Origin of the sequence: Bacillus sp. JJ1533 (assembly GCF_036965045.1) — a bacterium.
GTDB lineage: Bacteria > Bacillota > Bacilli > Bacillales > Bacillaceae_L > Ferdinandcohnia.
In genome coordinates, this window is sequence record NZ_JBALOV010000001.1 from 1 (window position 1) to 13,989 (window position 13,989).

At 41.1% G+C, this 13,989-nt stretch carries 10 protein-coding genes and 2 riboswitches; all 10 genes read right to left on the reverse strand.

Features of this window, described 5'->3' with window-relative positions; all coding sequences use genetic code 11:
* Positions 1–109: 109 nt before the first annotated feature.
* Positions 110–1,033, reverse strand: coding sequence for a type I pantothenate kinase (coaA, locus tag V7138_RS00005; RefSeq protein ID WP_335393015.1), 924 nt, complete (start codon positions 1,031–1,033; stop codon positions 110–112).
* A 276-nt stretch (positions 1,034–1,309) separates the two neighbouring features.
* Positions 1,310–2,467, reverse strand: coding sequence for an acetyl-CoA C-acyltransferase (locus V7138_RS00010; protein ID WP_335393018.1), 1,158 nt, complete (start codon positions 2,465–2,467; stop codon positions 1,310–1,312).
* A 20-nt stretch (positions 2,468–2,487) separates the two neighbouring features.
* Complete coding sequence (locus tag V7138_RS00015) at positions 2,488–3,813, reverse strand: MFS transporter (RefSeq protein WP_335393022.1); 1,326 nt, start codon at positions 3,811–3,813, stop codon at positions 2,488–2,490.
* Positions 3,814–3,862: 49 nt separating this feature from the next.
* Entirely contained in the window at positions 3,863–4,282 is a 420-nt protein-coding gene (locus tag V7138_RS00020) for a Zn-ribbon domain-containing OB-fold protein (protein WP_335393024.1), read from the reverse strand.
* The gene (locus V7138_RS00025; protein WP_335393027.1) at positions 4,279–5,445 is read right to left on the reverse strand and encodes a thiolase family protein; all 1,167 of its coding nucleotides are present in this window, start codon (positions 5,443–5,445) and stop codon (positions 4,279–4,281) included. The genes V7138_RS00020 and V7138_RS00025 overlap by 4 nt, the downstream gene beginning before the upstream one ends.
* Complete coding sequence (locus V7138_RS00030; protein ID WP_335393030.1) at positions 5,445–7,409, reverse strand: acetoacetate--CoA ligase; 1,965 nt, start codon at positions 7,407–7,409, stop codon at positions 5,445–5,447. Before V7138_RS00030 ends, V7138_RS00025 begins: the two co-directional genes overlap by 1 nt.
* A gap of 141 nt (positions 7,410–7,550) precedes the next feature.
* Positions 7,551–9,350, reverse strand: coding sequence for a PLP-dependent aspartate aminotransferase family protein (locus V7138_RS00035; RefSeq protein ID WP_335393034.1), 1,800 nt, complete (start codon positions 9,348–9,350; stop codon positions 7,551–7,553).
* Between the two features lie 88 nt (positions 9,351–9,438).
* A riboswitch (SAM riboswitch) is annotated at positions 9,439–9,550 on the reverse strand.
* Positions 9,551–9,807: 257 nt separating this feature from the next.
* Positions 9,808–9,913: riboswitch (SAM riboswitch) on the reverse strand.
* 87 nt (positions 9,914–10,000) lie between these two features.
* On the reverse strand, positions 10,001–10,984 hold the full coding sequence (locus V7138_RS00040) for an aldo/keto reductase (RefSeq protein ID WP_335393036.1): 984 nt from the start codon (positions 10,982–10,984) through the stop codon (positions 10,001–10,003).
* Between the two features lie 45 nt (positions 10,985–11,029).
* The gene (xylB, locus tag V7138_RS00045) at positions 11,030–12,529 is read right to left on the reverse strand and encodes a xylulokinase (RefSeq protein ID WP_335393037.1); all 1,500 of its coding nucleotides are present in this window, start codon (positions 12,527–12,529) and stop codon (positions 11,030–11,032) included.
* Positions 12,530–12,591: 62 nt separating this feature from the next.
* A complete protein-coding gene (gene xylA / locus V7138_RS00050; protein ID WP_335393040.1) occupies positions 12,592–13,908 on the reverse strand; it encodes a xylose isomerase in 1,317 nt (438 codons plus the stop codon).
* Positions 13,909–13,989: the final 81 nt, after the last annotated feature.

Below are 13,989 nucleotides of genomic sequence, written 5' to 3' on the forward strand. Positions count from 1 at the left end.
ATAGACCGCTAACTGCCTATACAGAGATCACCAGACCGTAAAACGGTAAACGATATACCGCAAACCGAGTAAACAGCATATCACCTGTGACCGGCTCGTCTCAATCCACCTAAAACTTCTTCAAATAGACTTTCTCCATTAAATGATCCTGGCCTTTTTTTAATACGATTTTGGCTCGGCGGCGTGTTGGCAGGATGTTTTCTCGTAAATTTTTCGCATTGATTTCTTCCCAGATGTCGGTCGCTTTTTGGATAGCTTCTTCAACTGACAATGTTGTGTAACGATGGAAGTATGACTTTGGATTTTGAAAAGCTGTTTTTTGTAGCATTAAAAATCGTTCAATATACCAATTTTTGATATTCCGTACATCTGCGTCAATATAAATGGAGAAGTCAAAGAAATCGCTAACGAACACAGAGTGAGCCTTACTTACTTGCAGGACATTAATTCCTTCTACTATTAAAATATCGGGTCGATCGATTACTTCAACTTTATCTTTCAGCACATCATATGTTAGATGGGAATACAATGGTGCTTCCACTTTTGGCTTACCTGATTTCACTTTCATCATAAACTGAATTAATTTTTGAGTATCATAGCTTTCCGGAAACCCTTTTCGACTCATAAGCCCCTTGCTTTCTAGGGTTGCATTTGGATATAAGAAACCATCAGTTGTAACTAATCCTACTTTTTTATGATTTTCCCACCGGGATAATAGAGTTTGGAGTACTCTCGCTGCAGTACTCTTACCTACTGCAACACTTCCCGCAATCCCAATAATATATGGAATCTTTTTCGCTTTATAGTCTAAAAAGGAGTTCGTTACTCCTTCCAACTGTTGGGAGGCTTCTACTTTTAAATTAATTAAACGAGTTAACGGCAGATAGATTTCTTCTACTTCTTGAAGTGAGATTTCCTCGTTTATACCTTTTATACGTTCAAGCTCTTCAGCGGTTAGCAACAAAGGAGTCTTATTGCGTAACTCCGCCCATTTTTCTCTATTAAATTCAATATAGTTTGATAACGGATTCATAATATTTACCTCAAATTTAGATTCTCGTTCATTTTATCAAATAGATACTCGTTTGAATACTTTAAAAAAATGATAAGAGTAAGCCTACCTATATAAATGGCGATGCAATTAGCCATGTTTCCTTCTTCTGAAAAATATTTCAAAATAATTACTTAATTATAACACTATGTCGAGAAAATACATAAAAAAATCGGAATCTATTCCCAAGGGAAAGACGCCGATTTTACGAAAATCATTTGACACTTTATTAAGTTATTAAATTATAAAAAAACCTTTTTAATCTACTTCAATCAAGACAGCTGCTCCTTGGCCACCACCACCGCACATGGATGCAATGCCTCTTCCGCCCCCACGTCTTTTAAGCTCATGGGCAAGAGTTAACACAAGACGGAAACCGCTCGCACCTAGAGGATGACCAAGCGCAATTGCCCCTCCGTTCACATTGACTACATCAGATGGGAGCCCTAACTCGCGCTGACTTGCGATAACTACACTTGCAAAAGCTTCATTAATTTCGAACAAGTCAATATCTGAAAGACGTAAATTTGTACGATTCAATAAGGCTTTAATCGCATTTGCTGGCTGAAGATGCAAGGATGGATCAGGACCGGCCACATATGCCCAATCGACGATTGTAGCAAGCGGCGACCTTCCTAATTTTTCACATCTATCTAAACTGGAAAGTAGGCCAGCACTAGCGCCATCAGACATTGCACTAGCGTTTCCAGGAGTAATTGATCCTCCCTGTTCAAATGCAGGATGAAGATTTTGTAATTTTGAAATGGTGGTTCCAGGTCGAATACACTCATCTTCTGTGACAATTTGCCCTGAAACATTAACTCCCGCAATTTCATCCCTAAAAACTCCAGCACTTTGGGCCTTTGCAGCAAGTAATTGTGAATTTAGGGCATATTCGTCTTGATCGACTCGACTAATATTTAGTTCACGATTTGTTTTTTCAGTTAACCCGCCCATTGATTGATCGGATAGTGCACACCATAAACCGTCATTTAATGTATCATAGAATTCTACTGCACCCATTTTAACTTCCCTGCGCAGGTTAGATACGTGAGGAGCATTTGTCATGGATTCAAACCCTCCGACAACGAACAGGTCCCCTTCTCCTCTTTCAATGCGACGGGCAGCATCAGATACAGCTGCTAAACTAGCAATACAAACACTGTTTAATGTTAAGGCTGGTGTGTGTATTTCAATTCCAGCATTAATCGCTACTTGACGTGCCGGATTTTGTCCTTGGCCTGCCTGTATCACTTGACCTAGGATAACACCATCGGCTTTGGCAGTTTCAGGCACACGGCGGACGAGCTCTGAAACTGCTGTTGCTCCAAGTTCAGCAGCGGTTTTTGTTTGAAAACTTCCCTTGAACCGTCCAATAGGAGTACGAACCCCATCAATTAAAACAGTTTTTTTCAATGAGATCACCTATCCTTTCTCTAGGTTAGTGAATCACGGTAAGTTTCCCGTGCGAATAACGTTGAAATGATGCTTATCACACCCAGTGCTACTAAATATAGAATGATTGGTAAGCTTTGCCCATCGTATTTTGCTAGTAACCAAGTCGCAATTAGAGGAGAGAATCCACCTGCTAAGATAGCCCCGATTTGATACCCAATGGAAGCACCGCTTAAACGAACCTTCGACCCAAATAACTCAGAGTAGTACACTGCCTGAGGGCCGTAAACCGAATCATGTATAACATTCAATCCCAGCACGATACCGATTGTGATCCAAAGTACGGATCCTGTGTCCATCAGCCAGAAAAATGGAAAAATGAACAGCGTCGTAGCGATTGTACCACCCAAATACACAGGTTTGCGACCAATTTTATCAGATAAGTAGGACCATAGTGGCATGGTTACAAAACCAACTGCTGAAGAGATCATAACCGCATTAAGACCAATAGATCGATCGACATTAACTGTACCTACGAGATACGTTAGCACAAATACAGAATAGATATAGAACGTTGCGTTTTGAACTAATTTCATACCAATTGTTAAGAATAATGGCTTTTTTTGAGCGCGCAGAACAGTAAGCACAGGCTTTTCCTCTATCTGCTTCTTTTCTGCCAATTCCTCAAATACAGGCGATTCACTCACTCTTAAGCGAATCCAAAGTCCAATGATGACAAGTATCGCACTGAGTAAAAATGGAATACGCCAGCCCCAGGCGAGGAAAGCCTCGTTTGACATACTATTATTTACCATTGAGAATACCAACGTGGATAAAAGAAGACCAGCAGGCACTCCCATTTGTGGAAAACTACCATATAATCCCCGTTTTCCTTTCGGTGCATGTTCAACGGCCATTACCACCGCTGAACCCCATTCACCTCCAACCGCAAATCCCTGTACAATGCGTAGAAGGCTTATTAATAGTGGGGCCATTAATCCAATCGTTTGGTATGATGGAATCAGACCCATTAAGAATGTAGCCACTCCCATTAATAAAAGAGACAAAGTCAGCATTTTTTTCCGGCCAATTTTATCTCCGAAATGCCCAAATACAGCACTTCCTAATGGACGGGCAATAAAACCTGCTGCATATGACCCAAAGGCCGCAAGTGTCCCATATAGAGGATCGAAAGTTGGAAAGAACAAGGCTGGAAATACTAAAGCAGCAGCTGTGCCATATAAGTAGAAATCATACCATTCAATCGTTGTACCAATAAAGCTAGCTAATCCGACCTTGCGATGTTCTTTAGAAAAACCTTTTTTCTCTGAATTTATATCCTCCTGAATTACTGGAGCTGTAGACATCGTTTTCCCTCCCTGTTTACGATGGTGTAATATGTCTTAAGGCCATTTTTTAGTCCTTACTTTCGAAGAATGGTAACCAGACATCATTAATCTTTATAGTTTTGACTTTCAACGGAAGGCCAATTTTTAATTCTTGATTAGGTTGAACCAATAGATGGGTCAGCATTGTTGGGCCTTCTTCTAGTTCAACAACCCCTAAGACATAAGGAGCAACTTCTGCCCATGCTAGGTGGCCCGGTCTATGTACAACGCTCCACGTCTTTAATCTTCCATTTCCAGAAGCCGGTTTCCACTCGAGGTGATTACTCCAGCAATGCGGACAGTGAGAACGAGGATAAAATACCCATTTTCCACAATCCTCACATTTTTGCAAAATAAATTCATTGCGGGCCACTGCATCCCAAAATGGTTTTGTTATAGGTGTCACCGTCGGTCCGGGAACTGTTAAATTCTCTAACTTGTCAATCATGATTCCACCCCCAAGATCAGAGCTGCGGCTTCACTCAGTGTCGCCCCATTCCCTGTAATGAGAGCGTGTCGCGCATTTGGAATTTGTCTTAGATGTGCTTCATGGCGCAATTGGCGAACCGCCTCAATAATATGTGACATGCCACCAGCAAGATCTGCCTGGCCAAATCCTAATTGTCCCCCGTGTGTATTCAGTGGCCAATCGCCATCATGACCGAAAGAATGCTCTTTCATCCAGGAACCAAATTGTCCTGGTGGGCATAAACCTGCATTTTCCAATGTTTGCGCCACTACACTCGTATAGCAATCATATATAGATAGTAAATCCATGTCTTTTACAGATAGACCAGCTTGATCAAGCGCAGCTGGGATTGCATAACTTAGTGGTGCATTTTCTAATGAAGGGGCTTGACTTGCAGCACGATGGGTGATTTTTTCTCCTGCACCCATTAAATAAACAGGCGGATGTCCTCCCTTTGATGCATTTTTAACGGAGGTAACAACAACTGCTGCGCCACCTGCTACTGGCATTACAATTTCAAATAGATGTAAGGGATCCACAACTAACGGTGAATTCAGCACATCCTCAACTGATGCAGGTTTTCCGTAAAAAATGGCTTCTGGATTTAGTTGTGCATTCTTTCGTGCCCAGTGGGCGATAAGTGCAAACTCTTCCTGAGTCGATCCATACTGCTCCATGTGTCGACGTTTTAATAGCGCATAGGAGGTGTTCGCTCCTGAAGCACCAAATGGTACATCAAATTCTCGAATCGGGTTTCTGTTTGGTGAACGTAAGGTTTTACCTTTTTCATTAATGTTTGCAAGCACACAAACGACCGTCTCACACATTCCCGCTTCAATCGCAGCTGCCGCCCTCCAAATCATCCCAGCGCCAGTCGCACCTCCAAGATCAACTACATTTGACATAGTCGGCTGGAGGCCGAGATATTCTGAGACTGTAGCTGGCACATGCTGCGGGGTCTCACCAACTTGAGGTCCAATTAACAGACCATCTATCTCGTCTTTTTCAATTCCTGCATCTTGAACGGCTTGCACAACAGACTCTGCAATCAGTCCGAGAGTTGTAGTACCCTCGGAATAACGAACTGGGGTCAGTTCACCAATTCCGATAATTGCAGCTTTTGGAACTCGTTTTCTACCCATTATAAGAAACTCCTTTCAGACAAGCTGCTATATTCTTCTAGGCATTCTGGATTGATAAGGGATCCCTTGTTCTTTACCGGTTGACCAACCGCACTTGAACGGGCTGCACCTTCAACCTTCTTGCCGTTAATTGTATAAGGAATTTCTTTCACACTGTAAATACGTTTAGGCACATGACGCGGTGAAGCTTTTTTCCTAACTTCCTTCCGAATCTGGTCCACTAATGAATGGTCAAGTTCCCCATCCTTAACAACGACACATAGAACGATCTCTTCATCATTATCGATTGGCAAACCGAAAACGATTGAGTCTTGTACCTGCGGAAGTTGCTCAACAACACGATAGATCTCTGCAGTGCCAATACGAACTCCACCTGGATTAAGAGTAGTATCAGCCCTTCCGTAAATGACCATCGTTTGTTCTACTGTCTGTTCAGCAAAGTCACCGTGAGTCCAAATTCCAGGACGTTCCGCAAAATATGCGGAAAAGTATCGCTTATCCCCGTCCTCTCCCCAGAAAGTAAGGGGCATACTTGGGAATGGTTTCGTACAGACTAACTCCCCTTTTTCATGAAGAACAGATACTCCACGATCATCGAGTACATCGACTGCCATCCCAAGTGCTTTACAGGTAATTTCCCCTCTCCTTACCGGATGTACGGGTGAACCCATTACAAAACAACCAATAATTTCGGTACCACCGGAAATAGATGCAAGCATCATATCCTGCTTGATATTCTCATATATCCAGTCATATTGTTCTGCCGATAAAGGTGCTCCGCATGAAAGGACGCTCTTCAAACGGAACAAATCATGCTTATGCCCGATCTGATATCCTGCCTTTGCTAAGGTATCTAAATACTTTGGACTTGTTCCGAAATGCGTCATACCAATTTCTTCAGCAATCTCCCAAAGAATCCCCATATTCGCCTTAGGTATTGGTGACCCATCATAGAGCAAAATCGCAGCACCACTTGCTAATCCAGAAATAAGCCACGGGTACATCATCCAAGCAGTATTTGTGTACCAAGACATCACATCTCCAGCTTTCACGTCACAATGCAGCTGGTGTTCCTTTAAATGCTGAATTAATGTACCACCGACAGAGTGAACAATCGCCTTCGGTAATCCAGTTGTTCCTGACGTATAAAGTATGTATAGGGGATGATTAAATGGAACTGGTGTAAACTCCAGTTTAGAAGAATCATTTTGACACAGTTCCTGCCAACTCATCACCTTCGTTGCTGGATGTATAGATAAACTTTTTGGTTCTGATAAAGTCACTATAGCGGATACATCTTCAAGCACCTTGCTTACGGCCGAGATGTTTTCACGGATATCAAAAAATTTGCCATTATATTGGTATTCCAGAGTTGCTATCAATACTTTTGGTCGTACTTGACCGATTCGATCAAGAATCCCTTTTGAACCAAAGTCTGGGGAGCAAGATGTCCAAACAGCTCCTAACGAGGTGGTTGCTAATAAAGCCACCAATCCTTCAATCCCATTAGTTACGACCCCAGCAACGCGATCCCCTGCCGTTACTCCTAAACTCTTCAACCCGTGTTGGGCCTGTGCCACCATATTGCGTAGCTCTCCCATTAAAATCGTACGAGAAACGCCGTTTTCATCTGCTACAAAAACAGCTGTCTCCCATTCATCACCACGTAACAAATTTTCGGCAAAATTCAATCTGGCATCTGGGAACCATTGGGTACCAAGCATTCCCCCATCGCTCGGGGGAACCATGACCCTTTCACCCTTTTCCCCAATAACACCAGCAAAATCCCATACTGCTGACCAGAATTTTTCAGGCTGGGCGACTGACCATCGATGCAGACGTTCATAGGGCAGGAGCGGAAAACCGACCTGTTGTGAGAACTTAGTCAAATTAGACTCCGAGATCCAAGTTTCATTCGGCTCCCAAAGAATCTTGGATTCTAGTAAACTTTGTTGTATTGTCATTACCTTTTCCTCCCTCAAACTAAGAGAAGCATCATTCGCAGTACGCACCCATCCCTTAGTTATTTATTGTAAAATCAGTCATCAGCTAATTTTGTTAGATTCCTAGTTAAATTCCGTCCTTTATCTGATTCCTTACCTGTATTAAATTTCACAGGCATAAGTAACAATGGAACCTCTGAGACGCTGTGCTTCCTTATACGTACATCTGTTTTGAACGACCTCAAGACCTGCTTCTTTCGCAACCTCAACTGCCCTTGGAGAAATAACACCTTCTTGTAACCAGAAAACTTTGGGCTGTATTTTTGCTGCTTCTGCCGCTACACCAATCGCTGCTTCAGGGCTGCGGAATACTTGAACAATATCTATTTCAAACGGAATAGATGCTAAGTCTGGATAAGCCTGTTCACCAAGTACTTCTGTTTCTCTTGGGTTAACCGGGACAATTTTATAGCCGAGTCGCTGCATTTTACGTGCAAGTCTGTAGCTTGGTCGCGCTGGATTACCGCTAAGTCCCACAACCGCAATTCGTTTTGGTCGCTGAACTTCCTTGCCGTCAACGATTTCACGAATAAATGTAGATTGAAGTGCCCAACGTATAACTCCCTCATCGTTAACCGCTGTTTCACCTTTTTGTTCACCCTTTGATGAAATGCCCGTCGCTTCATAGAATGCCTGGTCTAAATCATTTACTAAATCACGGTATGATTCAATTCCAACTGAAAGACGGATTAACTCTTCACTTACTCCTGTTTTTACTAACTCTTCCGCACTTAACTGCTGATGGGTTGTTGATGCAGGGTGTATAATAAGTGACTTAGCGTCTCCTACGTTCGCTACATGTGACCATAGCGCAATATTATTAATCACTTTTTTACCAGTTTCTCTACCACCCTTAATGCCAAAGTTTACGATCGAACCATATCCAGAACGTAAATATTTAGTTGCTAGTTCATGTGCTGGATGTTCTTCAAGGCCAGGGTATGAAACCCATTCAACTGCAGGATGGTCTTTTAAGAATTTGGCTACTTTCAGTGCATTTTCATTGTGCTTTTCAATTCGTAGGTGTAATGTCTCAAGGCCCTGTATCAATAGGAATGCACTATGTGGGCTTAAAGAAGAACCAAAATCTCTTAAAAGTTGAACTCTAAGCTTCGTACTGAACGCCAAAGTTCCAAATTCATTTGCGTATATTATTCCGTTATAACTTTGATCTGGCTCTGTAAAACCTGGGAACTTTTCACTGTTCCAATTGAAACGTCCTCCATCAACGACTAACCCACCAATTGTCGTTCCATGTCCGCCTATCCACTTTGTTGCTGAGTGAACCACGATATCAGCACCGTATTGGATTGGTTTACAAACATATGGAGATGCAAATGTATTATCAATAATGAGCGGTACTCCATTTTCATGTGCAATCGCTGATACTGCTTCAATATCTAATACATGCAAGCTTGGGTTTCCAATCGTTTCAGCAAATACAGCCTTTGTTTTCGGCGTGATTGCTTTTCTAAAATTTTCAGGATCTGTTGGGTCAACGAAATGCGTCTTAATTCCATATTTAGGAAGTGTAACAGCGAATAGGTTATAAGTTCCGCCATATAAATTAGAAGCTGCTACAATTTCATCTCCTGCTTCCGCCACGTTCATAATGGAAAGAGCAATCGCCGCCATCCCTGATGACGTTGCTACAGCTGCGACACCATCCTCCAATAATGCAATTCGTTTTTCAAGTACATCAACAGTTGGATTACCGATTCGAGAATAAATATTACCTGACTCATCAAGGCTAAATAGACTTTGAGCATGGTCAGTGTTATGGAATACAAATGAACTAGTTTGATAAATCGGCACTGCACGGGAACCCGTTGTCGGATCTGGGGATTGCCCTCCATGTAAAAGTATTGTCTCATCATCATAAGTTTCATATTGTTTTGTCATAATGTTCCCTCCAAATTTTTAAAAGTTTACTAGGATTTGATGCTCGCTATTATAAAAAAACCCCCTCAACATAAGAAGAGGGGGCCTCATCTTATCTTTCAGGTGCATTTGCACCCGCAGGAATTAGCACCTTTTCAAGCTTTCACTTGAAGGTTGCCGGACTTCTTCGGGCCTGTTCCCTCAGTCTCTCTGGATAAGAAATCTTTATTAAATTGACGCACTAATACGTTAATTCTTGAATTATATAAAGTATTATAGAATAGTTTATTTTTTCAGTCAATGTATTATTCGAAAAATATTTTTATTTATAAAATTAACACTTCCCTGAACTTATTTAATACTAGGAAAAGTGGTACCCTTGGTCACCTTTCTCTTAAATAAAACAACAAACCCCTTCTGTAAAAAAACAGAAGGGGTACAAGGAATATCCATAAATACATATTCGAATTCGTCCACCTTCTCATCTTCGGAATAAAAAACATCCTCTGAACTTGGCACCGGGCTTACATATGCTGGTTGCCGAGGCTTCGCAGGGTCAGTCCCTCCACCTCTCTTGATAAGAAGAATTTCATTATTAAAGTTTATAATAAGAATGTTAAACATTTTTGATAATTTAGTCAATAGCATTCGGATCCGTTCGTCAAAAAAATTTAATAAGCGCCTCTAATAACATCCTTCACACGCTCATGGTAAAAGTGTTGAATCCTTTCTTTTTCTTCATTTGAAAAAGTTTTTTCCTCTAATGCGGTTAAATTATCTTGAACTTGTTTGACGTTTTTGAATCCAGGAATAATACATGTTATTTCTTCGTGGTCTAAAATCCAACGAAGGGCTGCACTCGCCATTGAGCTTCGGCCTTCTGCAATCCATGTTAACTGGTCAGCAAGTTCCACACCTTTTTTAAAACCGAGACCGGCAAATGTTTCACCCACATTGAATGATTCACCATTTTCGTTATAGCGACGGTGATCATCTTCTTCAAAAACATGATTCGCTGTAAATTTTCCAGTTAGCAATCCGCTTGCTAGTGGCAATCTAACGAGTAAGCCGACACCTTTTTTGTAGGCTTCTGGAATTAAAGCTTCCAATGGTTTTTGACGGAATATATTAAAAATAATCTGCAAGCTCTTCACGTTAGGATTTCCCAAGCAAATTAGCCCTTCCTCTACAGTTTCGACACTTACACCATAATTGCGGATTTTCCCTTCACTTTGCAAGCGGTCAAGTACTTCAAACACGCTACCATCCCTTAATATCTCTGTCGCCGGACAATGAATTTGATACAAGTCAATAGCCTCTCGATTCAGTCTGCGAAGGCTGTCTTCACAGTAACGGCTTACTTGTTCATAGCTATAATTTTTCGGATCAAAAATATCACCCTGTCGACAGAACTTTGTCGCAATATGTATACTGTCTTCCTTGCCCTTTGTTGCTTTGGCCAACAGTTCTTCACTATGGCCATCTCCATATACGTCTGCAGTGTCAAAAAAATTAACCCCTTGATCAATCGCATATTCCAAGGATTTCAGTGCCTCAGCATCATTTGTTTTCCCCCAGGCACCGCCAATCGCCCATGTTCCAAAGCTCACTTCACTAATCTCTAACCCTGTGTTTCCTAGTTTACGATAGTTCACAGTTCTCTCTCCTTTAGAGAAACCCACGGTGCTGTGGGGTTCATTTTATTTTCTAAACTCTCTCAACTGCTCATTTAATCTATTTGTTTGTGTATAAACCTGTTGATACATTGCAAATAACTTCTGATAGGCTTCCACGTTTTCTTGAATTGGTTCGTATGTTTTGGAGGTTTGCAGGAATGCTTCAGCACATTCTTTTAATGATGCGAACCAGCCACAGCCATATGCAGCAAGCATGGAAGCCCCCATTCCAGGACCTTGCTCTGATGTAAGTTTTTCGATTTTTGCGTTAAAAATGTCTGCCTGCATTTGCAGCCAAGTTTCGTTTTTCGCACCGCCACCAATTGAAATGATGGTATCAATCGTTTTACCACTTTTTCTAAATATTTGAATCGACTCGTTTAAAGAAAAAGTAATGCCCTCTAGGACTGCACGTGCAAAATGCTTTCGTTCATGGGCTGCATCAATCCCGATAAAGCTACCGCGAATGTTTGAATCAGCATGTGGCGTTCGCTCTCCAACGATGTATGGAGTGAATAATAATCCGTTGCTTCCCGCAGGCACTGCGTCAATCCCTTCTAGAAATTGATCAAAGGCCTCTTCTTTTGCAAAAGTATCTTTAAACCAGCTTAAACTATAGCCCGCCGCAAGAGTAACACCCATCGTATAATACGTATTATCTTCTCCGTGGTTAAAGTAATGAACTTTACCTTCGAAGTCAAGGTCGTTTCTCTCTTCATAAGACAGGACAACCCCAGAGGTTCCGATGCTACAAAGGGTTTTCCCTTCTGATAAAATGCCTGAACCGATTGCACCGCAAGCATTATCTGCCCCACCTGCAAATACTTTAGTTGTCTCTACTAGACCTGTCGCTTCGGAAAATTCTGGTGTAATCGTGCCAACGAAGGCATGTGACTCCACTAATGGTGGGCAGAATTCAGATTTAAGCCCAAAAGTCTCTAATACTTCGCTGCTCCATTCCCTTTTTGCCACGTTCAACATCAATGTTCCAGCTGCATCAGAATAATCCATATTTACGGCACCTGTAATACGATAGCGTAAATAATCCTTAGGGAGAAGAAACACGCTGGAACGCTCAAAAATTCCAGGCTCGTTTTCTTTTACCCAAAGGATTTTCGGCAATGTAAATCCTTCTAAAGCAGGGTTCTTGGTTACCTCCAATAGTCTTTCTCGACCGAAGGTTTCATAGATATCTTCACATTGCTTCGTTGTTCTTGTATCATTCCATAAAATTGCATTTCTTAATACTTGATTCTCTTTATCCAGCAAAACAAGTCCATGCATTTGTCCGGAAAAACTAATTCCTTCGATATCTTTTACGTCACCATCAAATTGCTCAACAAGTTCCTTCAGACCAGCAGTTGTTTTTCCAACCCATTCCTCTGGATTTTGTTCACTATAGCCTGATTTTTCAATAATAAGAGGATATGATTTCGATACTTCGTTCGTTACTTCCCCATTTTGATTCACAAGCAAAATCTTTACTGCACTTGTCCCGAGGTCCACACCGATTACATATTTCATACGTATCATCCTTTACTATGAAAATGTGCTGGAGTATTAATACGTCCAGCACATTCTGTGAATTAAAGAGTTTCTAATAGATATTGGTTAATTAACGCTTTTAAGCGCTCAGTTCTACCTGATGTATTTTTAATTTCAGTTAATCCCAGTGCATATGCTTCAAGTTCGCGGAAGTTTGTTTTTCCTTCAACGATATCTAGACCGATGCCTTTAGTATAACTGCTATAGCGCTCTTCAACAAAGCCATCAAGGACTTTATCTTCGATTAATTTGTTAGCCACTTTTAATCCAATTGCAAATGCATCCATACCTGCGATATGTGCATGGAATAGGTCATCAGTATCGAATGAACCTCTTCGTACCTTGGCATCGAAGTTTAGACCACCCTTGCCAAGTCCACCATTTTTCAAGATTTCATACATCGCTAATGTGTTTGAGTATAGATCTGTTGGGAATTCATCCGTATCCCAGCCAAGTAGTGTATCCCCTTGGTTAGCGTCAACTGAACCAAGCATACCGTTAATGCGAGCAGTTCTTAATTCATGTTCAAATGTATGACCAGCAAGCGTAGCATGGTTTGCTTCAATATTAAACTTGAAGTAGTCTGTTAGGTCATATTTTTGTAAGAATGCTAGACCCGTTGCTACATCAAAGTCATATTGATGTTTTGTAGGCTCTTTTGGCTTAGGCTCAATTAAGAAAGGTACATTTAAACCGATTTCCTTCGCATAATCAACTGCCATGTGGAAGAATCGTGCTAAGTTGTCCATTTCTAATTTCATGTCTGTGTTAAGTAGTGTTTCGTAGCCTTCACGTCCGCCCCAAAATACATAGTTTTCTGCACCAAGTTCTTTTGCAACTTCTAGGCCCTTTTTCACTTTCGCAGCAGAATAGGCAAATACATCTGCATTTGGAGAAGTCGCAGCACCATGTGTATAACGTGGATTTGTAAACATGTTTGCTGTATTCCAAAGTAATTTAACCTTGCTTGTTTTCATGTAATCTTTAATCATCGCTACAATGACGTCAAGATTTTCATTGGTTTCCTTCAATGTGCTTCCTTCTGGTGAGATATCAACATCATGGAATGCAAAGAATGGAACATCTAATTTTTCAAAAAGCTCAAATGATGCCTCAACACGCGCCTTTGCTAAATCTAATCCTTTTAAATGATCCCAAGGACGGATTGCAGTGCCTACTCCAAATGGATCTGACCCATTTGCCGTAAATGTGTGCCAATAAGCTACTGAGAAGCGAAGGATTTCCTCCATTGTTTGACCATTGATCTTTTCTTCTGGGTTGTAATATTTAAATGCAAATGGATTGGTTGATTTTGATCCTTCATATTGAATTTTGTTAATTGATTCGAAATAAGCCATGGGGTTATGCCTCCTAATATGTAGTGTAAATGCTTTCAAAATAATTTTCAAACTAGTAATCTACAAGATTTATACAATCAA